Raw genomic sequence first — 23,313 nt, 5'->3', positions numbered from 1 at the left:
CTCACCCGCGCCGCAGAGCCGTGAGCAGTTCGCGGGCCGCGCGCTCACCGGCGGTCGTCGCGGTGTTGACGTTGCCCGAGGAGTTGTACGAACCGGCAAGGTGGATGCGGCTATTCAGATCTCTGGCGGCGTGAAAGCGGCCGAGCTTCTTGTAAAGGCCGGGATGGCTGTACACCAGGACCGGATACCAGCGGTTGACGCGAGTGAACTCGATATCGGTGCCCAGCCCCGGTAGCGCCTTCTCCGCTTCGCGCAGCGCGTCGGTGACGATCTCCTCATCGCTGGCGTCCATGTGGTCGATCGCCCACTGGTTCATCATGAAGAGCGAGACCAGTCCCTTCCCGTCGGGAGCGCGACCGGGAACCTTGTTGTGCTCGAGGATGATTGCGAACAGGCCTTCGGAGACCGGTCGGGGCACCACGATGAAGGACGCCGTGCAATCGGGAACTCGATTGAGCGCCAGATTGATCGACATGGTGGACGTGTAGTTGAGTTGGCGCAGGAAGTCCGCTCGGTCGGGGTCGAGCTGGGGGACGAGATCGGGGACCTCGTTGCCCATGCTGGAGACGATCGCGCCGGCACCGGTTTCGGTGTGGACTCCGCGCGCGTCCTCGTAGGTGATGGTGACCCCGTCGTCGTCCTCGACGACCGTGTGGACCCGGGTGTTCAGCCGGACGTCGGACAGCTTGTCCGCCAGACGTTGTGGGAATGAGGAATAGCCGTCCCGAAACGCGAACAGTCTGGTGCCGAGCACCTTCTGCCACAGGAAGAAGAACTCGACGACCGAGATGACGTCGCCTGGAACTCCCGCGCCCCCTCGCACGGTCGGCTCGATCAGGTAGTCGTAAAGTTCGCCGTCCAGGCCGCGGCGGCGGCAGTAGTCCTCGGGGGTTTCGACGTCGTAGTCGGCCGCGATCGAAAGATCCTCGTAGCTGAGCAATTTCCGCAGCCTGAACGAGTCCAGGGCAAGCTTGGCGACCTTGATCTTGGAGCGCAGCGACAGCAGCTTGGTACGTGCGGCGTCGAAGATGAGGCGGTTGGACCGCATCAGATGGAGCTCATTGCCTCGCATGAACCCCATCAGCGAGTTCGCTGGCACCAGGTCATTGGTCATGCCGATATCGCGGACCAGACCCATCACGCTGTCGTAGGCCTCGGGCAGGATCGTCGTGCCTGCCTCCATTAGGAAGCCGTCACGTCTGACCGACAACAGCTGCCCGCCAACGCGGTCGCGGGATTCAAAGACCACCACATCGCGACCGGCCTCGCGCAGTCGCCATGCGGCGGCCAGTCCAGAGGGGCCGGCGCCGATCACGAATATCGTCGAACGATCGTTCACGGTTTGACTGTATAGGGAATTCCCTGCCACTCTGGCGGTTTCGCCGAAGCTGTAGCTGTTGAGCACAAGTGCGAGTGATTGTGTCGGTAACGACAGGCTCGCGGAGCTGACTAGGGCTTGACCACCACGTCGAGGACGACCAGCGCCGCGAACACCACGAGCACGTAACCCTCGAACAGCACGCGCAATGCGGTCGGAGCGATCCGCACATCCATGAAATGCAGGCCGATCAGCCGCACCTTGAACAGCGCGATCCCGATGATCGCGATCGCCGCGGCCCCGGCGAAATCGGCGCTCTGCTCGATACCGACCACAAACGATCCGAAGGTCAACGCCAGCAGCACAACCCAGACCAAGGTCAACCGACGCGTGGCAGTCATCGTCACCTCACCAAGTAGAACAGTGCGAACAGAACCACCCAGAGCAGATCCACCATGTGCCAGAAGATTCCACCGGTCTCGCACAGCCGTCGTTGTGGTGCTTCGAGTGCGGGACGCCGGGTGAGGAAGACCAGCCGGCCCAGGATCGCCATGCCGATCAGGACATGCATCAGATGGATGCCGGTGAACACGAAGTAGTACGAGAAGTATTCACCGCTACCGACACCCTTGCCGGCGCTGAACAATTGGGTCCACTCGATCGCTTTGACACCCACGAATCCGGCGCCGCATCCGATCGCGGCGGTGAACAGGCGGGTGGCGTCCCGGTGTGCGCCACCGAGCACCCGCTGGACGCCGATCGCGACGAGCAACGAACTGGTCAGCAGCAGAACGGTGTTCACCGTTCCCAGGGCGACGTGGAGATCGGCGTGCCCCGCGGCGAAGGATTGTGGATTCTTTCCCCGTGAGTACATGAAGGTCGCGAAGAACAGCGCGAATACCGTCATGTCGCCGAGGACGAAGACCCAGATGCCTTCCTCGCCCGGAATCCGGCGCTCGGTCGCGTTGGTGGGCTTGACGTCGTCGTCGAGCACTGTCACGACGCCAATACGCCTTCTGCCGTGCGGGATTCGTCCTCACTCGATGCGGTGACCCACAGCTGCCACGACATCACCAGGAACCACACCCCGAAGAACACCGCAACCAGCCAGAAAGCCAGCAGCCCGTTCCACGCGAAGACGCCGTCCTTGAAGAGCACCACCAGCCCACCGGCGGCGAAGATGAAGGCGCACCATACGTTGAAGTAGCCCAGCCACCGCGGCCAGACGGCGGTCTTGGCACCGAAGATCGCGAACCCGATCACCACACACTGGATGGTGGCGGCCGGCCAGTTCATCACGAACGGGAGCCAGCCCAGATCATTGAGCGCCTGGGTGATCTCGGGATTGCGTTCCGGGCGGTAGGACGCGGCGGCGAACGCGAACGTCGGCATCAGAATCGCCACGACCGCCAGCCCGGTGCCCACGAGCTGGGTGTAGGCGAGCGCCGAATACCTGGTGCCCTCCATCTGCCGAATGCGGACCGCCATCAGCGCACCGAAGGGTGCCTGTAATCCCGCTGCTGCCAACATGATCACCAGGCCGACGCGCTTGAGGCCGGTGTTGGTCGACCAGAACTGCGCCACCTGATCCGCGGTCCGCAGCGGCGACATCGGCGGCAGCAGGCCGATCATGATGATCGACGGGAACAGCAAGAGCACGAACGCCGCACCACAGATCGCCATGGTGCGCTGGATCTCGCGCGTCATCGGCCCGGGAAGGGATCGTTGGGCCCGCTCGTGTACGGGTTCGCGGTGACCGCGGCGCGCCGGCGTTCCCGGCGTAGCCGGTCTTTCAGTGCCCCGAGACGCCCGCCCTGATCTTCCAGCCGGAATTGCTTGAGCATTGTGCGCGCGGCGTTTTGGCCGGGCATCCCGCTGATCCCGGCGACCGGGTGGGTGCCCGATCCGGTCAGGAAGAGCCCTTCCACCGGTGTGCGGTAGCCGGCGAATCCGCTTACCGGCTTGTTGGGCCCGAACCGGCTGATGGTCGGATCGACGTGGTAGACCGAACCGTCGATGGCCCAGAACCGCTCTTCGATATCGGGCAGCACCAGCGGCCGCACCGCGACCTGGAGGTCCTCGACACCCTTGTAGTACTGGTCGGCATCTTTGATGATGCTGTCGGTGATCTTCTTGCGCGCCACATCCCAGCCCTCTTCGGGGAACGACGGGGTCAGGCCCGTCCAGAACCACCACAGATCCTTGCCGGGCGGCGACATCGACGGATCGAAAGCATTGGTGACCTGCGCCAAGCCGGGGATCGCATCGGGTACCTGACCGCGCACACAGGCTTTCGCGGCTTCCTTGGCCTGCTCGTAGGTGTGGTAGCAGTTGCATGCCAGCCGGAGGTCGATGCCGTCGCCACGCCATTTTTCGTGCTTGGACATGTCGACCCGACCAGACAGTGCGACATTGACTTTCGCGTCGGCGATACCGCGCTTTTTGGTCGGGATGTGATCGGCGGCGACCTGCTTCTTGTGTTCGAGAATGCCGCGGGGGAGTAGCCGGGTCAGCGTGGTCTTGGGGCTGCAGGCGGTCAAAACCCCTCGGCGGGCGCGGATCTCGGTGCCGCCGCGGACCCGGACACCGACGCAACGGTTGGACTCGACGATGAGTTCTTCCACCGGCGAGCTGGTGATGATGTCACCGCCGTTGTCCTTGATGACCCCGATCAGCGCCTTGGGCAGTGAACCGGTGCCGCCGTGGAACATGGCGACGCCATATTTGGACAGTACGCCGAGGTAGATCAGCGACCACCCGGACAGGTCGGCGTCGAAGGGCATGAACGGCAGCGACGTCAGCAACGGCGCCCGGATCATGTCGTGCTCGAAGCTCTCCTCGACCGCTTCGGTCTGCGAACTCGCCATCCAGCGCCCGATCGCGCTGAGTTGCTTGCGATTCTTCGCAACGCCCTTGGCGGCCTTCAGGATTGCCGAGATGTCGGGTGTCACGACGTTGGTCTGCATCATGGGCAGGCCGATTTCGACGGCGGCGTCGATCACTTCGTAGAGTTCCAGGAGCGCACGAGCATCCTTGCGGGAGAAGTGCTCCAGCTCGGATGCCGTCTTACGCGGGTCGCGCCAGAGTCCCAGGGAGCTGCCGTCGGCGGCCAGCTGGAAGTGGGCGGGATCGATGACGGTCTGGCGCAGGCCGTAACGCGTCGACAGCTCGAGGTCGTCGTTGATGGTCGTGGTGCGAAACAGCGACGCCTGGATCGAGGCTTCGTTGATCGTGTATTCCGGAGCTTCCGGTGCGAAGGAGTTCGTCGACGTCATACCGCCGGCGGTGGCAGCGGCCTCCACGACGAGGACGTTCAGCCCAGCCTTGGCCAGGTAGGCCGCCGCGACTAGGCCGTTGTGCCCGGAGCCGACGACGACGACATCGGCTTCACGCGGGGGCTGGGCATTCTGGGACATGACAAAACCTCATCGAAAGTAGGGGTGGTGGGTGGAAAAGCGATGGGCCGGAACCGGTTTGCACTCGGACCCGGCCCACCGCTTCCGAGGGTTAGCGGGAGGCGGCCGGCTGGCGGTTCTGCTGGCTGCCGTTCATGATGATGGTCGGGCCGACCACGAGGGCCTGAGCGGGATCCTCCGGGTCGACGGCGATCCCGTCGCCGGGCTTGACGCCACCTTCCTCGCACATCTTGCGCCACAGCTCTTGGCGGCCCTTGCGGGTCGGGATGAACTTGCCGTAGGCGAAGACCCGCCAGAACGTCCACTTGGGGGCGGGCAGCGAATTCGGCCGTCCCACAAGGCGATGCAGCAGGAACATCCAGCCCACCATCATCGCCATCATGAGGGCGGCGCCCAGCCAGCGGACCGCGGTCGGCAGCGTGGAGTTGTGGATCAGGATGTGCGGGAAGCCCACACCGAAGTAGGCGACCATCATGCCGAACGGAGCCACCAGCAGCAGCAAGAGCTTCTGGGCGCCCTTGAGTCTCGGGACCGCGAAGGCGAGGATGGCGCCGATCGTGACAAACGAACCGCCGTTGATGAAGCCCCACCAGTACGGGAAGTTCAGGAAGCTGAACGGCTGCACCCCGTAGTAGACGTAGGTGCCCAGGTTGATACCCGCAGTCTCCATGACGGCATCAGTGACGATGCCCATCCCCAGCAGCATCACGAAGTGGCTCGCGTGGGCGCCGTTGCGGATCACGAAGTAGCAGAAGTACGCCTCGAGTCCCAGGAACGCCATGTAGCACGGCGGGATCAGGAGGGGCACGGTGATGCCGAAGTTGGTGAAAGCGGGGATCAGGTTGTTGGCCCAGTGCAGATGGCCGAGCAAGTCGAGCATCGGCTCGAGCAGGCTGCAGATCAGGCCACTGGCGAGCACGATCAGCGGGACGTAGTTGCGGCTGCGCACCGCGGCCCGGATCGCCCAGGGGAGTGCCACGACCACCGCCAGGGCGCCGGCGATGAGGAAGAAAGCGATCTCCGCGGTCAGGCTGACACTGAAAGCTCCGGGGGCCGGCTGGATGTTAGGCGGCCAGCCCTGCCCCTGGACCAGGGGGGACCAATTCAGGCTCAAGGTGGGACTCATCGATTCGGCCTCTCCTTATGATCGTGTGCCCGCAAGCCCGCTTCAACTGCGGTTTCTCCGCGGCAACCGGCGCGATGCCGCCATCTGGCGACTGTGGACCAGCTCACACTAACATCGTGTCTAGACATTGTGTATACCCTGTTTGAAATTGGATTAAATTTGTTGCACGTGCCGTCTGAGGCGGTGCGCGGCGACGGTAAGGTGGCTGCGATGACCGAGGCGACGCGTCGACCGAGATCGGTTGACCTCAACGGGGTGCCGCCGGTCGATGCCATCTACGCGGCGACGGCGCGACTGATGGAACGTGAGCCGTTCGCCGATATCAGCGTGGCGCAGATCCTCACCGAGGCGAACGTCTCGCGGGCAACGTTCTACTTCTACTTCTCGTCGAAGTTCTCGGTGCTCTCCGGCCTGCTCGAGGCGGCGATGGAGGACATCTTCGGGACGGTGCAGCCGTTCTTGGAGCGCTCGCCCGACGATCCGCCGGCACTGGCGTTGGAGCGCAGTATCCGAGCGGTGACCCATGCGTGGCACCGGCATCGGGCGGTGCTGCAGGCGGCCAACCAGCATTGGCACAGCGAGCGGCCGCTGCGTTCGCTCTGGCTCGCGGTTGTGGAGCGCTTCGTCGCCGCCGGTGCCGTCGAGATCGATCGGGAGCGCGAGGCCGGGTTGATCACCTCGGACCTGCCGAGCCGGACGCTGGCCGCCACGCTGTTCTGGAGTACCGAGCGGGTGCTGCACATCGCCGGTATGGGGGTGGATCCCGAGCTCACCGACGAGGAAGCCATGGTGGGCCCACTCGTGGCGATGTGGAACGGCACGCTCTACGGCAACTGAGTTCAGCGGGGTGCGACGCTAGCCATGGCCAGCGATGTCATCACAAAACGTTCGATCATCGCGCGCTCGTCGTCCTGAGGGATGTTGCGGCGCAAGATGATCGACGCATAAACGGTGTGCAGCCAATCTGAGAGATCGCGGTTCGACAAGTCGTCACGAAGCAGGTGCCGGGCGCGCCCGACGTCCAGCCAAGGCTGCCAGAACCGCAGACCGCGCTCGACCAATTCGGGCGACCACAGCGCCTCGTGCGCGGTGATCGGGCTGCCGTCGCCGAGCAGTTCCGACAATTCCGGGTCGTTGCGCAGCGTCTCGATGATCTGGACGGACAACTCGACGAACGACTCGGTGAAACTCCCGTCGGGCACGCTCGCGCCGGGCGTCGCGGCATCGGCGATCTCGACGATCCGCTCGATGGCGGCGGCAAGCACCAACTCGCGGCGATCGAAGAACACCTTGTAGACCATCTGCCGGCTGTAGCCGGCGCCTCGGGCCACGTCCGTCATCGTCACCGCACGTACTCCGTTGGCGCGGAACAAGTCCCGGGCAGCGTCGAGTATGCGTTGCCGCGCTGCGGCCCGCGGTGTGGTTGACATCTGGTCAGGCATGTAGTCATTATCACCCATACGGTTACAAATGACCTAGTTTGTCTACTGGAGGTTTAGATGTCCTTGACCACCGGCCGCGGTGACGCAGTCGCCGAGGAGCGAGCGTTAAAGCCACCGCCGCTCGGGCGGCAAGGGCCCGCGACGTTCCTGGCGTTCATCGGCGTCGTGTGGTTTGTGATCTGCGTGGAAGTCATTGTGCGATGGGTGACTTCGGGCGAGGAGTTCACCCCGGCGCCGCGAATCGGGCCCGATGTCATGGAGGACTGGCGGCTGATCGCGTTGCGGATCTTCGAGGCGATCAGCCTGGCGGTGATGGTGGCCTTCATCTGGTACTGCGTCGTGAAGCCGATTCGTCAGACCGGCAAGATGGGCTTGGACGGCAAGTTCGTCATCGGCGGCATCATCTGCTTCGTCGCGGATGCCTTCCTCAATGTGCAGCAGTATCTGTTCGCGTGGAACAGTGCGAATGTCAATCGCGGCGTCTGGGTCCGATTCCTCCCGTTCCACAATCCGGATGCGCCGAGTCGCTATGCGGAGTCCCTGATCTGGGGCCCGCCGATGTACATCTACTTCTGCGCCGGGGTGGCCATCGTGGCCTGCCATGAAGCGCAGCGGGTGCGGCGTCGGTGGCCGGCCATGTCCAAGTTCCGGCTGTTTGTCTTTATCTTCATTTTCGAATTCATCTTCGATTTCGTGGTGGAGAACGTGGTGATCAGGACCACTCACGCGTACGCATTCGCGAAAACCTATGAGCCCCTGACGTTGTGGGCGGGTGAGGTCCACCAGTTCCCGATCTACGAGTCGGTCCTCGTTGCCTTCGTGGGATGCGTATTCACCTGGGCGCGGATGGAGGCCGAGGAGCGGCCGGCGGGGGAGTCGCCCATCGAGCTCGGGGCCGAGCGGTGGCGCCCGTCGCTTCGTGGTCACGTCCGGAACTTCGCGGTCCTCGGATTCTGCATGGTCACATTGGTATTCGTGTACCACCTGCCGTTCAACTGGCTAGGGCTGATCGGAACGTCGTATGCCAATCTGCCCAGCTATCTGCTGGCCGGCTGATCGGAGGACGTGATGGCACCGGTAACGACGCTGGGAATCGATACGTCCGTCTGGCCGACCGGTCAATGGATCGCCACTGCGCTCACGTTCGCCCTGGCGGCCATGGTGGTGGTGTGGGTTGTGCGGCTGTGCCGCCGGGAATCGATCGTCTGGCCGCTGTTCGTTCTGGTCAGCGGGACGCTCACCTGTTTGATGGAACCTCTCTTCGATCACCTGTACGGCTTGTGGTTCCGTGAACAGGGCCAGTGGCACCTCTACACGACATTCGGTAGCCACCAACCGATCTGGGTGCCCGCGGCGTATCTGGCTTTCTACGGTGGCGCCAGCGTGTTCATCGCCAGGACCATTGCGCGCCGCCCGGCGATCCGCACGGTGTGGACGATGTACGGGTTCATCGTGGTGATGGCGATCGCAGCAGAGATGACTTACGTCAGCGTGCTGAAAGTCTACGAGTACCAGGACAGCCAGCCGTTCGTCGTGCTCGGCTACCCGATCTTCCTCGGCTTCACCAACGCGATGTCGGCGCTCGTCAGCGGGATCGTGATCTACCGGCTGGCGCCACACCTGCGTGGAATTGCGTACCTCTCCCTGATCCCGATCGTGCCGATGGCGTTCGCGGCCGGACTGTTCGGCACCGGGATCCTGTATCTGTCGGTGCGCCATTCGGTCGACAATCCGCCGATGGTGCTCGTCCATCTGGCCGCGTTGACGGTGGTCGCCGGCATCGCCAGCACCGTCGGGCTGTTGGGCAGAGTGCTCGTGGAGCCGAAGGTGCCCGCCGAAGCTGTCGTTGTCGACAAGAAGTTCGAGTAACCCACGCGATAACTACAGGCTCGCAGCTCTGCCGAGTACCGGCGGAGGCCGCCACCAGCGGTTCTTCCGCGTTGGACGCAACTGACCGTCCCATCCTCTCGCAATCAAGGCCGCGAATGTGCGGTTGAGAGTGTCTGCGTCGCTGTCCTCTTTGATAACCCGGATGACATCCCAACCCAGTTGCGCGACCTTGGGCATCAGTCGTTGATCCTTGACGTACTGCACGCGATTGGTTCGGTGCTGATCGCCGTCGTACTCGGAGGCGACTTTGAATTCCTCCCAGCCCATATCGAGGGTGCGTAAGACCTCCCAGCCCCGTTTGAACACAGCGACCTGCGTAACAGGCCGCGGAAATCCAGCGTCGAGATACAGCAGCCGCAACCGCGTCTCCTGCGGAGAGGCGGCGCCCCCGTCGACTATGGGGAGCAATTCGAGCAACTGGCGCGTACCCCGAGCGCCCTTGTACCGCCTCGCAAGCCCAAGCACGTCATCGTTGGAGAAGCTCGTCGCGCGCTTGAGTGCGTCGAGTCGAACGAGTGCCTCGAGCCGCGGAAGGTGTCGACCGAGGTCGTATGCGGTTCGGGCGGCCGTGGTGACTGCAATGCATTGACGCGTGGTCATCTCATCTGGCTCCAGGCGTTCGGCGCGAGCGATGATCCCTTTCGGTGGCCTGGTGTTATTCCAGATCAGCTCGACGACAAGGTCGTCGTCAACCCAGGAAGCGCCGTGCAGCGCCGACGCGGCAATCCCGGCGACTACGCCTCTGCGACCAGAACGCAGCCACGCCCCGTCGATGACATCCACTAGATCTGGCGAATATCCTTTGGGCACATAGACATCGCGGTGCATGCGCACATACCGGTGGCGCAGTTCGTATTCGGTCACGGCTCGCGTCTGCCGGGCCTGACTGCCGACGATGAGCTTCCTCATGGCGGAATGCTGACAGCAGCGGCCGACAGATTTCGCCGAGGCTGTAGCTAGCGTGCAAAAGTGCGAGTGGACGTATCCATGACTACAGGCTCGCGGGGGGTCGCGACTCAGGGCATTGTGTAGCCGCCGCTGACCGAGATCAGCTGGCCGGTCACCTGGCCGGCGGCAACCGGTGAGGCGAAGAACAACACGGCGTTGCCGACATCGTGGGCGGTGGTGAGCTGACGCGTCGGGGTGTCCTTGAGCATGAACTCGATCTGTTTGGGGTTGAACACCTCGTCCTGGCCGACGGACCACAGGCTGGCCGCCCCGACGGCATCGGGGCTCTCCGGGACCACCAGGCCGGGGCAGACGATATTCGAGCGGATGCCGTGCCGGCCGTGCTCGCGTGCCGCGGTGCGGGCCAGTGCCACCATCGCCGCCTTCGACGCGCCGTACACCCCCTGGCGGATCTGCCCGAAGGCCGCGTCGCTGGCGATGAACACGATCGACCCGCCGCCGCCCTCCTTCATCGGTCCGATCGCGGCCTGGGTCGCGGCGATCGCCGAGAACAGGTTGATCTCGATGGTGCGCTGCCACTTGTCGCGGTCGGTGTCGGTCGCGATGAACCCCGGCACACTCCATCCCGCGTTGTTGACCAGCACATCGATCCCGCCCCAGTGCTTGACCGCGGTGCCTACGGCGACCTCGCCGCCTTCCGGCGTGGTCAGATCGGCGATCGCGAGTTCGACGGCGGCCGCCCCCGCCTCCAGCGCTTCAGCCTTGACCTTCTCGGCCTGCGGTTCGTCGATGTCGTTCAACACAATCCGCGCACCCTCGGCGGCGAATCGGTGCACGATGCCGCGCCCGATGTTGGACGCGCCGCCGGTGATCACGACGCGGGCGTCGGCCAGTCCCAGATCCACGTTGACCCTTCCTGGTCGGGGCGCACTTGAGGCCACCCCAGCGATTGGTTTAACCTAGATTAGAAATTACGATTAGATTTGTCCATATCCGGCTTTCGAGGAGACCCAGATGAGCGTCACAACGTCGCTCGACGGTCACGTCGGGTGGATCACCCTGGATCGCCCGGACCGGATGAACGCGATCACCGTCGGCCTGGCGAGTGCACTGCGCGACGCCATCGAATCCCTGGGCGCTGATCCTGCGGTCAATGTGATCGTGATCCGGGGCAGCGGCGGAAACTTCTGCGCCGGCGGCGACTTCGAAGAGGTCGAACGACTACGCGCCGAGGGTCCCGCCGCACTGGCCGAATTGTTCGCGGCCTTTCGTCAAGCGTGTGACGCGATCGCCGGTGTCGAGATCCCTGTCGTCGTCGCGGTCGAGGGGTCTGCGGCGGCGGGTGGCTTCGAGCTCATGCAGGCCGCCGACATCGTCCTGGTCAGTGAGACGGCCAAGATCGCCGACAACCACGTCAAGTTCGGCATGGTCCCCGGCGGGGGCGGCACCGCCCGGCTGCCACGCCTCCTGGGCCGGCAGCAGGCGCTGGGTGTGCTGTTGTCCGGCGACCGGCTGTCCGGGCTCGACGCGGTGCGGTTGGGGCTGGCTTACCGGGCCTTTCCGCAGAATGAATTCGACGATGGCATAACACGTTTCGTCACCCAGCTCGCCGAACGTCGCCGCGACGCGGTGATCACCATCAAACGGCTCGTGGCCGTCGGAATCGACGAGGGCCTACGCAACGGACTCGACGCCGAGATGGATGCGGTGGTCCGCCACATCGTGGGTGACGCGGGATCGGACAGCGTGACGGCATTCCAGAGCAGAGAGGTTCGTGCATGACGACATCGATCGAGGCCCCGGTGGTCTTGGCGGTCAGCGACGGGATCGCCCGGCTGCGGCTGAACCGGCCCGACGCGTCCAACGGTCTCAACGTCGAGATTCTCAAGGCGCTGCACGAAGCGATCCTGGCCTGCCACGCCGATCCCGCGGTGCGTGTCGTGGTGCTCACCGGCGAGGGACGCAACTTCTGCGCCGGAGGAGACGTCAAGACGTTCGAATCCAAGGGCGCGGATCTGCCCGACTACCTGCGCGAAGCCACCGCGTGGCTGCAGCTGGCCACCGCCGCGCTGATCCAGCTACGGGTGCCCGTCGTCACCGCGGTGCAGGGCTTCGCGGCCGGCGGCGGCGGATTGGGCCTGGTGTGTGCCTCCGACATCGTGGTGGCCGGACGGTCGGCGAAATTCTTCTCCGGCGCCGTGCGGGTCGGGATGGCGCCCGACGGCGGTTCGTCGGTCACGCTGGCACAGCTGGTCGGACTGCGGCAGGCGCTGCGGATACTGCTGACGAACCCCACGCTGGGCGCCGACGAGGCCGCGCAGATCGGACTCATCACCGAGGTCGTCGACGACGAGGCGCTGACGGCGCGTGTCGAGGACGTGGCGTCCCAGCTGGTGCAACTGCCCACGGCGGCGCTGTCGGCCACCAAGCGACTGGTGTGGAGCGGGGTCGGGCAGTCGGTGGAACAGCGCCTGGCCGAGGAGGCTCGCACGGTCTCCGAACTGTCGGGCACAGCCGACGCGCTGGAAGGGTTGCGCGCGGTGATCGAGCGGCGCCCACCGAAGTTCGGCGGACTATGAGCATCCTCGTCGACGACGACGGCGCGGTTCGCACGATCACCCTGAACCGGCCGAGCGTCCGCAATGCGATCGACCTGCCGCTGCGCATCGCGCTGGCCGAGGCGATCGAGGCGGCCGACGCCGATCCCGAGGTGCGGGCAATCGTGCTGACCGGTGCGGGGGGCTCGTTCTGCTCCGGCGGCGACATCGCCACGATGACACGCATGACTCACGACGCCGCCCTTGAGCGCATCAATCTGGCGCAGAAGGTGATTCGTGCGATTTGGGCGACCCCCAAACCGGTGCTGGCCGCGGTGGAAGGATCGGCATTCGGTGCGGGCGCAGGGCTGGCGGCGGCATGCGACCGGGTGATCGCCGCTCGCGACGCCCGCTTCGCTGCCACCTTCACCAACGTCGGACTGTCGGGCGACATGGGCACCTACGTCTCACTGCCGGCCCGAATCGGCGTGGCCCGAACCCGTCAGCTGATCCTGTTTCCAGCTCCGCTGTCTGCCGCCGACGCATTCGAACTCGGGTTGGTCGACAGCCTGGCCGAGCCGGGCCAAGCGCTTGCCGCGGCGGTCGCGGACGCCGCCACGCTGGCACAGCGGCCAGCGGAAGCGCTCGGCGTCATCAAGGCGATGCTGGCCATCGCCCCGACCATGCACCCGTTAGATGTCCTCGACCGAGAGGCTGCCGAACAGGCGCGCCTCTTCGGCAGTGACGACTTCGCCGAAGCCATCGATGCGTTCGCCGCCAAGCGGGCCCCGGTATTCGGAACCAGACAAGGAGTACGGCAATGACCTCGGTGATCGATCCGGCCGCGGATACCGCGGGCCGCTACGACCGCTTGATCCGCCACGACAAGGTGCACGGGTCGATGTACACCGAGCCGACGATCTTCGCCGAGGAACTGCGCAAGATCTGGTACCGCAGTTGGGTATTCGTCGGCCACGAGAGCGAAGTCGCCCGCCCGAACGATTACGTCCGCAAGAAACTGGGACTGCAGGACGTGATCATGACCCGCGACCGGGACGGGCAGATCCACCTGCTCCTCAACCGGTGCAGCCATCGGGGAAACCAGGTCTGCGATGACGCCAAGGGCAATTCGAGCACCTTCCGGTGCCCCTTCCACGGCTGGACCTTCCGCAATACCGGTGAGCTGATCGGGTTTCCGTTCTTCAAGGGCTACGGTCAGCGCCAGCTCGACATGCCGATGGGCCGGGTTCCGCGCATGGAGTCCTATCGCGGCTTCGTGTTCGGCAGCATGGCCGCCGACGGGCCCAGCCTGCTCGAGCACCTCGGTGCTGCCGCTGGCGAGATCGACCGCCTGTGCGGGTTGTCCCCGGAGGGCTCGATCGAGCTGAATGCCGGCTGGCTGCAACATCAGACCCGGGCCAACTGGAAGCTGGTGGTGGAGAACGAGACCGACGGCTACCACCCGCAGTTCGTGCACGGCGCGATCCTCGGCGTCACACAATCCACGATCGGCCCGCTCTACAGCGACTCCTCGACCGCCGTCACGCGCGATCTGGGCAACGGCCACAGCGAAAACGATTTGCGACCCGAGTTCCGCAAGCACGCGACACCCATGCGCTGGTTCGGCACCACCGAATCCCGAGTCCCCGAATACGTCGCGGCCATGCGAGCGCGTCATGGCGAAGCGGCCGAACAGATCCTCATTGAGGGCGCCCCGCACGTGATGATCTTCCCGAACCTGTTCATCGCTGAGATCCAGGTGTTCAACCTGCAGCCGGTGTCGGTCCGCGAATGCGTGCAGTACTCCACGGCAGTTCAGCTGGTGGGTGCTCCCGAGCTCAACAAGCGGTTGGTGTCTCAGTGTCTGGCCTCTGTCGGCCCGGCGGGCATGCTGCTGGCCGACGACACCGAGATGTACGAGCGCAATCAGGCCGGCCTGGAGGTACTGAACCCGGAATGGCTCGACGTACGGCGCGGGCTGAATCGCGAGCGGGTCGACGAGCACGGATTCACTATCGGCACCAACACCGACGAGACCGGTATGCGGGCGTTCTGGTCGCACTACAAGCAGTTGATGGAACAGGACTGACGATGACCACCGCGACCGCGAACAATGAACTCCTACCTGTACCAACTGAATTCGACCGCTACGAGGCTGAGCAGTTCCTGTTCCGCGAAGCCCGCTTCGCCGACGAGAACGACTACGACTCGTGGGAAGCGCTGTGGACCGACGACGCGCACTACTGGGTGCCTGCCAACGGCTTTGGCGACGATTCCGGTCACCAGATGGCGATCATCAACGACAACCGGAGCCGGATCGGGACGCGGCTCAAACAGATCCGGACGGGCAAGCGCTATGCCCAAGCGCCTCCCTCGAACATGCGCCGCCTGCTGAGCAACATCGAATTCCTCGGCGGGAGGACCAATCCCGCGGGCGGTACCGACCTGGAGGTCGGCGCGAACTTCCTGCTGCTGGAATCGCGCGCTCGCGGCACGCATCTGTGGGGTGGTCGCACCACCTACCGGCTGCGCCGTACCGACACGGGCCTGCGACTGGTCTACAAGAAGGTCGTGCTGGTCGACAACGACCGGCCGCTGCCCACCCTCGGCTTCCTGATCTGAGCTGCGCATGGAATCCGATCACGTACAGCCATCCGTGGTGGCCAGTGAGTTCGCCCAGGTCTCGGTCACCGTCGACCTCGACGCCAACGGGCCCCGGCTGCGGCTGGAAGACCTGCGTACCGGCCGGGTGCGCTACCTCGACGCATTGGAGTTGGAGACCCTCGTGTGGCTGCCCGACGAGCGCCTCACGGCGCTGCTGGACCCATCGGCGAATCGCTGGGGCGACGAAGCGTGAGGCGGGCCGCGATTGTCGCTCCGCTGCGTACTCCGGTCGGCACCTTTGGTGGGGCGCTGCGTCCCCTGCGGGCCGAGGACCTCGCCGCGCACGTGACCCGTGCCGTCGTCGACCGCAGCGGGGTCGACCCGGCACTGATCGAGGATGTCGTGTTCGCGCAGTCCTACGCCAACTCCGAGGCGCCCTGTATCGGCCGCTGGGTGGCTCTGCATGCGGACCTGCCGATCACCGTGCCCGGGTTGCAGATCGATCGCCGCTGCGGCGGGGGGCTGCAGGCGGTGGTGACCGCGGCGATGACCGTGCAGACCGGCGCCGCCGATGTGGTGCTGGCCGGCGGCGTTGAATCGATGAGCAATATCGAGCACTACACCACCACCGCGCGCTGGGGCTCGCGATCCGGTAATCAGACGCTCTACGACCGGCTCGACAGGGGCCGCGAAATGTCGCAGCCGGCTTGGCGATTCGGGGCGATCAGCGGGATGATCGAGACCGCCGAGAACCTGGCGCGCGACTTCGGCATCGGCCGTGATGCCGCCGATGCGTTCGCGGCCCGCAGCCACCAGCGTGCCGCGGCCGCGCAAGAGACCGGCGCCTTCGACGACGAGATCATCACGGTGCAGGTGCCGCAACGCCGCGGTGAGCCGGTCGTCGTCGACCGCGACGAGGGCGTGCGCCCCGACACCACGCCCGAGACACTGGGCCGGCTGCGCACCGTGGTGCCCGACGGAACGGTCACCGCCGGCAACTCCAGCCAGCAGAACGACGCCGCCGCCGCGTGTCTGGTGGTCGCCGAGGACCGGCTCGGCGAACTCGGTCTGGAGCCCATCGGCTATCTCGAAGGGTGGGCCGCTGTGGGTTGCGAGCCATCCCGGATGGGCATCGGCCCGGTCGGGGCGGTCGAAAAGCTCTTCGCCAAAACGGGACTGGGGTTCGACGACCTGGATCTGATCGAGATCAACGAGGCGTTCGCCGTGCAGGTATTGGCCGTGCTGAGTGGCTGGGGCGTCAAACTCGATGATGTCGAGGACCGGCTCAACGTCAACGGCTCGGGGATCTCGCTGGGCCATCCGATCGGGGCGACAGGGGTGCGGATCCTGACGTCGATGTTGCACGAGCTACGCCGTCGCGGAGGCGGATTGGCACTGGAGACCATGTGCATCGGCGGCGGGCAGGGGATCGCCGCGGTGTTCCGGGGAGTGGCGTGATGGCCGGGCTGCTGTCCTATGGGAGCTATCTGCCTCGGTTCCGGCTGGCCGGGGCCGACATCGGGATGCCCAAGCGCGACCGCGTCGTCGCCAGTTACGACGAGGACTCCACCACGATGGCGGTGGCCGCGGCGGGCGTTGCACTGCGTGAAAGCGGTGCACTGCAGGCGATCTACTTCGCCACCTCCAGCCCGGCGTACGCCGATAAGACCAATGCGACGGCGATCCACGCTGCACTGGGCCTTTCGCCGGATGTGTTCGCTGCGGACCTTGGTGGTGGGGGCCGCAGTGGATTCGCCGCGATCCGTGCCGCGGCAGCCGGTGGTGGCCTCGCGGTGTGTGCCGACGTCCGCGTCGGCCGGCCGGGCTCGGCCGACGAGAAGCTGGGCGGCGACGGGGCGGCAGCGTTGCTCTTCGGTGACGGCCCGTCGATCGCCGACGTGCTGGCCACCACCGCTCTGACCGACGAATTCCTGGACCGCTGGCGGGTCCCCACCGAGATCACCGGCCGGCAATGGGAGGAGCGCTTCGGCTTCCAGCGCTACTCCGCACTCGTGCGCGCCGCCGCCGAACAAGCCTTGGATGCGGCGGGTGTAGTGGAAGCCGACCACGTCGTCATCGCCTGCCCCAACGCCGGGATCGTCAAGAGCGCCGCAGCTCTGGTCAAGGGCCGCAAGTCGATCCGATCCTCACCGGCCGGGCACAGCGGTGCCGCTGACGCCGCGATCGCCCTCTGCGATGTCCTCGATACCGCCGAGCCGGGCGACACCATCCTGGTGGTATCGGCGACCGACGGCTGCGACGCCATGGTGCTTCAAGCCACCGCGGCGCTGCGTGCCGCGCGCCAACAGCGCGCCGTCGCGTCCCAACGGGCCGACGGCATCCCCGCCGACTACCTGAAGTACCTGTCTTGGCGGGGCTTGGTGGACTTCGAGCCACCGCGGCGGCCGGAACCCGACAAGCCGGCCGGACCGCCATCGGCACGCGCGCAGGAGTGGAAATTCGGTCTCACCGGAACCCGCTGCGATGCCTGCGGATTCGTGCACCTTCCGCCGCTGCGGGTCTGCCGGGCGTGTGGTTCGACGGAGCCGATGAGTATGGTCCGAATCGCCGAACTCGGCGCGACGGTCGTCACGTACACCGTCGACCGGCTGGCGTACTCGCCGTCGCCGCCGATGGTGCAGGTCGTCGTCGACGTCGACGGTGGCGGCCGATTCACCGTCGAGCTGGCCGATGTCGGTGCTCGGGAAGTGCAGGTGGGTGACCGGGTCGGCTTCACATTCCGCCGCCTGTTCACCGCCGACGGTGTGCACAACTACTTCTGGAAGGCGGTGCTGCGCGATGGCCAGTAACGGAATCGCGGGGCGGGTCGCCGTTGTCTCGATGGGCTGCAGCCACTTCGGCGAGCGATTCGACATCTCGACCGAGGACCTCATTCTCGAGGCCTACCAGGAATGCCTGTCGGGGGCGGGTGGACTGACGCCCGCCGACGTCGACGCCTACTGGCTGGGCACGCTGAGCTCCGGGATGTCGGGGCTGACTCTGAGCCGCGCGCTCGGCAGCGACGACAAGCCCGTCACCCGCGTGGAGAACATGTGTGCCTCGGGCTCGGAAGCGTTCCGCAACGCCTGCTATGCGGTCGCCTCCGGCGCCTATGACGTCGCGATGGCGGTCGGCGTCGAAAAGCTCAAGGACTCTGGTTATTCCGGACTTCTGCGCCAAGACCCGCCGGCCGACGGGACGGCGGCCGAGTTGTCGATGACGGCGCCGGCGGCCTTCTCGCTGCTCGACCCGGCCTACTGCGCGCGATACGGTGTGCACCCCGACGAGATGCGTGCGGCGATGACCCACGTCGCCTGGAAGAACCACGACAACGGCTCGCGGAACCCGAAAGCGCAATTCCGCAAGTCGGTCGCCAAAGAGGCCATCGAGGCCGCACCCAAGGTCGCCGGTCGGTTGGGTGTCTATGACTGTTCGGGGGTCTCCGACGGTGCGGCATGTGCGTTGATCGTGCCTGCGGAGCGGGCTCACGAATTCACCGACAGCCCAATGTATGTCAACGCCCTATCGCTGGTTGCGGGCTCCACCAGGGGCACGACCGACCCCGGCTACGACTTCACCACGTTCCCGGAGGTGGTGAAGTCGGCCAAGGATGCCTACGCGCAGGCCGGTATCGACAACCCGGCGGTTCAGTTGTCGCTGGCCGAGGTTCACGACTGCTTCACGCCGACCGAGATCATTCTGATGGAAGACCTCGGATTCGCCGAACCCGGCCACGCGTGGAAGGACGCCCTGGGCGGTGAATTCGACGCCGGGGGACGGCTGCCGATCAATCCCGACGGTGGGCTGAAGAGCTTCGGACACCCCGTCGGGGCCAGCGGGCTGCGGATGCTGTACGAGGCGTGGCTGCAGTTCCGGGGGGAGGCCGGCGCGCGGCAGCTGTCCGATCCGCACACCGCACTCACCCACAATCTCGGAGGCCGCCCGGGCGGATGCGTCTCGTTCATATCCGTGGTGTCCCGCGAGCCGCGTTGCGGCTCTTGATAATCGACGAGTTCAAGGAGAACAGCTAGTGCCAGGATTGCAGGATCGCGTCGTCATCGTCACTGGTGCCGGGGGAGGGCTGGGTCGCGAATACGCGCGATTCCTCGCCGCCAATGGCGCATTGGTCGTCGTCAACGATCTCGGCGGAGCCAGGGACGGATCGGGATCGGGCACCAGCATGGCCGATGCGGTGGTGCAGGAGATCCGTAGTGAGGGTGGCCGGGCCGTCGCCAACTACTCGTCGGTGGCCACCGCCGAAGGTGCCGCCGACATCATCGCCACCGCGCTGGATGAGTTCGGTGCGGTGCACGGCGTCGTCAGCAATGCGGGAATCCTGCGCGACGGCGCATTCCACAAGCTGACACAGGAGAATTGGGATGCGGTGCTGCAGGTGCACCTGCACGGCGGCTACAACGTCATCCGCGCGGCCTGGCCGCATCTGCGCGAGCAAGGCTTCGGCCGGATCGTCGTAGCCACCTCCACCAGCGGGCTGTATGGCAACTTCGGGCAAGCCAACTACGGCGCAGCCAAGGCCGGTCTGGTCGGTCTGATCAACACACTGGCGATCGAGGGCGCCAAGTACGACATCACCGCCAACGCGATCGCGCCACTGGCCGCCACCCGGATGACCGCCGACATCGCGCCTCAGGAAGTCCTGGACAAGCTCAACCCCGAGCTGGTCGCACCGGCCGTGGGCTACCTGCTGTCGGAGCAGAATCACGACACCGGTTCGGTGTTCGTCGTCGGCGGCGGGCTGGTCCAGCGGGTCGCCCAGTTCCAGAACGACGGTGTCACGTTCGCCGCGGCCCCGGACCTGGACGAAATCACCGCGCGCTGGTCGGAGATCAGCGATATGAGCCAGGCGAAGCTGGGCACCAATCCCGTATGACCCTCGGCTCTGCCTCTGCCTACTGGACGGCCGACCGCTCCACGGAGCTGGTCGACCTGACAGTGGGTGAGCTGCTGGCCGAGCGGGCCGGCGGCGACCCGCAGCGCACTGCCCTGGTCGGAACCCGCCACGGCGGTATCACTCCCGTGCGATTGACGTACGGGGAACTGTTCGTCGAGGCGTGCCGGGTGGCGACCGCACTGGGCCGGTTGACCGACCGGGGCAGCCACATCGCCCTGTGGGCGCCGAACGTCGTGGAATGGCCGATCATCCAATACGGTGCCGCACTGGCCGGCATGGTGCTGGTGGCGCTCAACCCGGTCCTGCCGGAGGATGATCTGCAGTACGCGGTGGCTCATTCCGGGTCGACGATCTTGCTACACGCCGATGCCAACCGGGATTACCCCATGGCCGAGATCGCGGCACGGGTGGCCGGCACAATCCCCGGCCTGCGGTGTATCTCGTTGTCCGATCACACGGTGTGGTGCGCCGACGTCCCCGATCCCGCGGTGCTCGACGACGGAGTGGGCGACGCCGACGAGATCGCCATGCTGCAGTACACGTCGGGAACCACCGGGCGACCCAAAGGCGTTGCGCTGCGGCACCGCTCGCTGGTCAACGTCGCGAAGCTCACCGTCGAGGCCGCCGGGCTTCCCGATCGGCCGGTGTGTCTGAATCCACTGCCTATGTTCCACACCGCAGGATGTGTGATCGGCACGCTGGGGCCACTGTGGGCGGGCGGCACGATCATCCTGGTCGACCGGTTTGCGCCTGCGCCGGTGCTGGCGGCCATGCGCGAGGAAGCGGTCCAGGTCCTGTTCTACGTGCCGGCCGTGTTGTCGGCGTTGGTCGACCATCAGCGGGCCAGCGATCTGACTGCTCCGCGCCTGGAGGTGATCATGGGCGGGGCCTCGCCGGTGGATCCCCGCCTCATCGACGACGCCTCCGACCTGTTCGGCGCTGACGTCTACAACCTTTACGGCCAAACCGAACTCGCTCCGGTGCTGAGCCTGACCCGACCGACAGACGGCATGGAAGACCGCCGCCATACCGTCGGGCGCCCGCTGCCGCAGGTGGACTGCAAGGTGACCGATCCGGCGACGGGTCAGGTGGTCGCCACCGGCGAGGTCGGCGAGTTGTGCGCCCGGGGCTACCAGCAGTTTGTGCACTACTTGCACGATCCCGAGGCCACCGCGGCCGCGGTGGATCTCGACGGTTTCGTACACACCGGCGACCTCGGCGCCATGGACGACCGCGGCTATCTCACGATCAGTGGGCGTCTGAAGGAGCTCATCATCCGCGGTGGCGAGAACATTTCGCCAGCGCACGTCGAACGGATTCTGTCCGAACATGATTCGGTACTCGACGTGGTGGTCGTCGGCTTGCCCGACGACCGGCTCGGCGAGATCGTCGCGGCCGTTCTCAAGCTTGCGAACCACGATCACGTGCTCAAACAAGACTTGCTGGAGCACGCACAGAGCAGGCTCGCCCGATACCAGGTGCCGGCCCGCTGGTATGTCACCGACCAGTTCCCCGTCACCCCGACCGGCAAGGTCCAGCGATTCGCGGTACGGGAGGCCATCGTGCAGGGCCGGATCTCCGAGCTGTGAGCATCACGATCGACTCGCGCCGGGATGCGCTGCGTGCGCAGTTTCCGATATGGGAACCGATGACGTTGGCCGATTGGCTAGAGCGCTGTGCGGCGTGGTTTCCCGACCGGCCCTTCGTCATCACCGATGAGGTGACGCTCAGTTATCGGGAGGTGGCCGAAGAGGCGGCACGACTGGCCGCCGGACTGGCCGCGCTCGGCGTCGGACCGGGCGACCGGGTCGGAATGGTGATGGCCAACAGCGCCGATTTCGTCACGGTGAAATTCGCCATCGCCCGACTCGGCGCGATCGCTGTCCCGTTCAACTATCTGTACCGGCGCGACGAACTTCGTTATGTGCTCGCCGATTCGGGCTGCCGGGTGGTCGTGGCGATGAGCCGTTTCGGTGACGTCGACTATTGCGCGATGTTCGACGAGATTCTCTCGGGGTGGGAAGGGCCGGACGTCACCGTGGTGCGGACCGCCGACCTCCCCGGATCCGGGAAACCGTCAGCACTGGTCTCACCCGACGCGCCCGCCGACATGCTCTACACGTCGGGCAGCACCGGGTTTCCCAAGGGCGTCTTGACCTCTCACGATGCGGTGCTGCGGACCGCGTACGCCTCCGCCCTCACCCGCGCCTACGAAGACGGTCGGCGGATCCTGTTCTCGCTGCCGTGCTATCACATGTTCGCCTACATCGAAGGCCTGCTGTCGGCGATGTTCGTCGGCGGCGCAGTAATCCTGCAGCCGACGTTCAGTGCGGAGGGGTACTTCGCCGGTATCGACCGCCACGGGGCCACCGACATGTTGTGTGTGCCGACGATGGCGCTCGCGATGGTCGAGAGTCCGGCACGCGGCGACTACGATCTGAGCTCGCTGCGCGCCGTGCTGTGCGGATCCGCGCCCGCACCGATCCGATTGTGGGAGCAGATCCGAGAGGTGTTGGGCGTCAGCGAGATTGTCACCGGTTACGGCATGACCGAGTGTGGCGGAGCCATGACGCTCACCCTGCCCGAGGATCCGTTGACGCGGTGCGCCGAGACGGTGGGCCGCCCCAAGCTCGCGGGTGCGGCCGGTGTCGAGGGCACCGACGCGTTAGTGGAGTACTCGAGCTTCGAGGGTGAACTCGTCTCCCGCGGTCCCACGACGATGATCGGCTATTGGAACCGGCCAGAGGAAACGGCAGCGGCGTTGCGGGACGGCTGGTTGCACTCGGGCGACATCGGCTGCGTCGGAGCCGACGGGTATCTGCGGGTCACCGGACGCAGCAAGGAGCTGTACAAAAGCGGCGGCGAGCTCGTCATGCCGAAGGAGATCGAGGATCTATTGGCCGGCTACGACGACATCAGCCAGGTGTATGCGATCGGCCTGACCGACGACCGGTGGGGCGAGATCGGCTGTGCCGTAGTGGTTCCGGTTTCCGGGGTCGCGTTGACCGAGGACGAGATCATCGACCGATGCCGCGGCCGGCTCGCGCGGTTCAAGGTGCCCAAGAAGGTCGTGCTGTGCGGCGCCGACGAGTTGCCGACGACGGCCACCGGCAAGGTGCAGAAGTTCCGCCTCGTGGAGAGGCTCGAGGGTCGCTGAGG

General features: G+C 65.7%; 24 protein-coding genes. 15 read left to right on the top strand and 9 right to left on the bottom strand.

Annotated features, from left to right (window positions below):
* Position 1: 1 nt before the first annotated feature.
* From EV580_RS05860 to EV580_RS05835, 6 genes are all read right to left on the bottom strand, one after another.
* Complete coding sequence (locus EV580_RS05860; RefSeq protein ID WP_166654591.1) at positions 2 to 1,339, bottom strand: protoporphyrinogen/coproporphyrinogen oxidase; 1,338 nt, start codon at positions 1,337 to 1,339, stop codon at positions 2 to 4.
* A gap of 110 nt (positions 1,340 to 1,449) precedes the next feature.
* Entirely contained in the window at positions 1,450 to 1,719 is a 270-nt protein-coding gene (locus EV580_RS05855; protein ID WP_133690149.1) for a cytochrome C oxidase subunit IV family protein, read from the bottom strand.
* Positions 1,720 to 1,721: 2 nt separating this feature from the next.
* Positions 1,722 to 2,318, bottom strand: coding sequence for a cytochrome c oxidase subunit 3 (locus tag EV580_RS05850; protein WP_133690148.1), 597 nt, complete (start codon positions 2,316 to 2,318; stop codon positions 1,722 to 1,724).
* The gene (locus EV580_RS05845; protein WP_133690147.1) at positions 2,315 to 3,025 is read right to left on the bottom strand and encodes a hypothetical protein; all 711 of its coding nucleotides are present in this window, start codon (positions 3,023 to 3,025) and stop codon (positions 2,315 to 2,317) included. The genes EV580_RS05850 and EV580_RS05845 overlap by 4 nt, the downstream gene beginning before the upstream one ends.
* Entirely contained in the window at positions 3,022 to 4,734 is a 1,713-nt protein-coding gene (locus tag EV580_RS05840) for a phytoene desaturase family protein (protein ID WP_133690146.1), read from the bottom strand. Before EV580_RS05840 ends, EV580_RS05845 begins: the two co-directional genes overlap by 4 nt.
* Before the next feature lie 91 nt (positions 4,735 to 4,825).
* Positions 4,826 to 5,860: a hypothetical protein gene (locus EV580_RS05835; RefSeq protein WP_133690145.1), complete on the bottom strand. Its 1,035-nt coding sequence runs from the start codon at positions 5,858 to 5,860 to the stop codon at positions 4,826 to 4,828.
* 210 nt (positions 5,861 to 6,070) lie between these two features.
* On the opposite strand from EV580_RS05835, the gene EV580_RS05830 reads away from it, so the two are divergent.
* Positions 6,071 to 6,697, top strand: a complete 627-nt coding sequence (locus tag EV580_RS05830) for a TetR/AcrR family transcriptional regulator (protein ID WP_133690144.1) — start codon at positions 6,071 to 6,073, stop codon at positions 6,695 to 6,697.
* A gap of 2 nt (positions 6,698 to 6,699) precedes the next feature.
* Here EV580_RS05830 and EV580_RS05825 read toward each other — a convergent pair whose 3' ends face one another.
* Positions 6,700 to 7,290 carry a TetR/AcrR family transcriptional regulator gene (locus tag EV580_RS05825; protein ID WP_133691058.1) on the bottom strand — a complete coding sequence of 197 codons (591 nt, stop codon included), beginning with the start codon at positions 7,288 to 7,290 and terminating at the stop codon, positions 6,700 to 6,702.
* 69 nt (positions 7,291 to 7,359) lie between these two features.
* On the opposite strand from EV580_RS05825, the gene EV580_RS05820 reads away from it, so the two are divergent.
* Positions 7,360 to 8,358, top strand: a complete 999-nt coding sequence (locus EV580_RS05820) for a spirocyclase AveC family protein (RefSeq protein ID WP_133690143.1) — start codon at positions 7,360 to 7,362, stop codon at positions 8,356 to 8,358.
* A gap of 12 nt (positions 8,359 to 8,370) precedes the next feature.
* Positions 8,371 to 9,171 carry a hypothetical protein gene (locus EV580_RS05815; protein WP_133690142.1) on the top strand — a complete coding sequence of 267 codons (801 nt, stop codon included), beginning with the start codon at positions 8,371 to 8,373 and terminating at the stop codon, positions 9,169 to 9,171.
* 12 nt (positions 9,172 to 9,183) lie between these two features.
* Here the strand turns inward: EV580_RS05815 and EV580_RS05810 are convergent, their stop codons facing one another.
* Together EV580_RS05810 and EV580_RS05805 are read right to left on the bottom strand one after the other, a co-directional pair.
* Positions 9,184 to 10,101: a hypothetical protein gene (locus EV580_RS05810; RefSeq protein ID WP_133690141.1), complete on the bottom strand. Its 918-nt coding sequence runs from the start codon at positions 10,099 to 10,101 to the stop codon at positions 9,184 to 9,186.
* A 107-nt stretch (positions 10,102 to 10,208) separates the two neighbouring features.
* Entirely contained in the window at positions 10,209 to 11,006 is a 798-nt protein-coding gene (locus EV580_RS05805; protein ID WP_133690140.1) for an SDR family NAD(P)-dependent oxidoreductase, read from the bottom strand.
* Between the two features lie 109 nt (positions 11,007 to 11,115).
* On the opposite strand from EV580_RS05805, the gene EV580_RS05800 reads away from it, so the two are divergent.
* The 12 genes from EV580_RS05800 to EV580_RS05745 are packed head-to-tail and all read left to right on the top strand — an operon-like array spanning position 11,116 to position 23,311.
* Positions 11,116 to 11,883 carry an enoyl-CoA hydratase/isomerase family protein gene (locus tag EV580_RS05800; RefSeq protein WP_133690139.1) on the top strand — a complete coding sequence of 256 codons (768 nt, stop codon included), beginning with the start codon at positions 11,116 to 11,118 and terminating at the stop codon, positions 11,881 to 11,883.
* Positions 11,880 to 12,680, top strand: coding sequence for an enoyl-CoA hydratase/isomerase family protein (locus tag EV580_RS05795; RefSeq protein ID WP_133690138.1), 801 nt, complete (start codon positions 11,880 to 11,882; stop codon positions 12,678 to 12,680). Before EV580_RS05800 ends, EV580_RS05795 begins: the two co-directional genes overlap by 4 nt.
* Positions 12,677 to 13,462, top strand: a complete 786-nt coding sequence (locus EV580_RS05790) for an enoyl-CoA hydratase/isomerase family protein (protein WP_133690137.1) — start codon at positions 12,677 to 12,679, stop codon at positions 13,460 to 13,462. The genes EV580_RS05795 and EV580_RS05790 overlap by 4 nt, the downstream gene beginning before the upstream one ends.
* Positions 13,459 to 14,727 carry an aromatic ring-hydroxylating oxygenase subunit alpha gene (locus tag EV580_RS05785; protein ID WP_133690136.1) on the top strand — a complete coding sequence of 423 codons (1,269 nt, stop codon included), beginning with the start codon at positions 13,459 to 13,461 and terminating at the stop codon, positions 14,725 to 14,727. The genes EV580_RS05790 and EV580_RS05785 overlap by 4 nt, the downstream gene beginning before the upstream one ends.
* Positions 14,728 to 14,729: 2 nt before the next feature.
* Positions 14,730 to 15,260: an aromatic-ring-hydroxylating dioxygenase subunit beta gene (locus tag EV580_RS05780; RefSeq protein WP_133690135.1), complete on the top strand. Its 531-nt coding sequence runs from the start codon at positions 14,730 to 14,732 to the stop codon at positions 15,258 to 15,260.
* A gap of 7 nt (positions 15,261 to 15,267) precedes the next feature.
* Complete coding sequence (locus tag EV580_RS05775; protein WP_133690134.1) at positions 15,268 to 15,495, top strand: hypothetical protein; 228 nt, start codon at positions 15,268 to 15,270, stop codon at positions 15,493 to 15,495.
* The gene (locus tag EV580_RS05770) at positions 15,492 to 16,700 is read left to right on the top strand and encodes an acetyl-CoA C-acetyltransferase (protein WP_133690133.1); all 1,209 of its coding nucleotides are present in this window, start codon (positions 15,492 to 15,494) and stop codon (positions 16,698 to 16,700) included. Before EV580_RS05775 ends, EV580_RS05770 begins: the two co-directional genes overlap by 4 nt.
* The gene (locus EV580_RS05765) at positions 16,697 to 18,052 is read left to right on the top strand and encodes a zinc ribbon domain-containing protein (RefSeq protein ID WP_208114566.1); all 1,356 of its coding nucleotides are present in this window, start codon (positions 16,697 to 16,699) and stop codon (positions 18,050 to 18,052) included. Before EV580_RS05770 ends, EV580_RS05765 begins: the two co-directional genes overlap by 4 nt.
* Positions 18,042 to 19,244, top strand: coding sequence for an acetyl-CoA acetyltransferase (locus EV580_RS05760; protein WP_133690131.1), 1,203 nt, complete (start codon positions 18,042 to 18,044; stop codon positions 19,242 to 19,244). The genes EV580_RS05765 and EV580_RS05760 overlap by 11 nt, the downstream gene beginning before the upstream one ends.
* 28 nt (positions 19,245 to 19,272) lie before the next feature.
* A complete protein-coding gene (locus EV580_RS05755; protein WP_133690130.1) occupies positions 19,273 to 20,133 on the top strand; it encodes an SDR family oxidoreductase in 861 nt (286 codons plus the stop codon).
* On the top strand, positions 20,130 to 21,743 hold the full coding sequence (locus tag EV580_RS05750; RefSeq protein WP_133690129.1) for a class I adenylate-forming enzyme family protein: 1,614 nt from the start codon (positions 20,130 to 20,132) through the stop codon (positions 21,741 to 21,743). Before EV580_RS05755 ends, EV580_RS05750 begins: the two co-directional genes overlap by 4 nt.
* Before the next feature lie 59 nt (positions 21,744 to 21,802).
* Entirely contained in the window at positions 21,803 to 23,311 is a 1,509-nt protein-coding gene (locus EV580_RS05745) for a class I adenylate-forming enzyme family protein (protein ID WP_133691057.1), read from the top strand.
* Positions 23,312 to 23,313 lie beyond the last annotated feature (2 nt).

This window comes from Mycobacterium sp. BK086 (assembly GCA_004362315.1).
Lineage (GTDB): Bacteria > Actinomycetota > Actinomycetes > Mycobacteriales > Mycobacteriaceae > Mycobacterium.
This window is presented reverse-complemented; position numbering and strand designations above follow the sequence as displayed.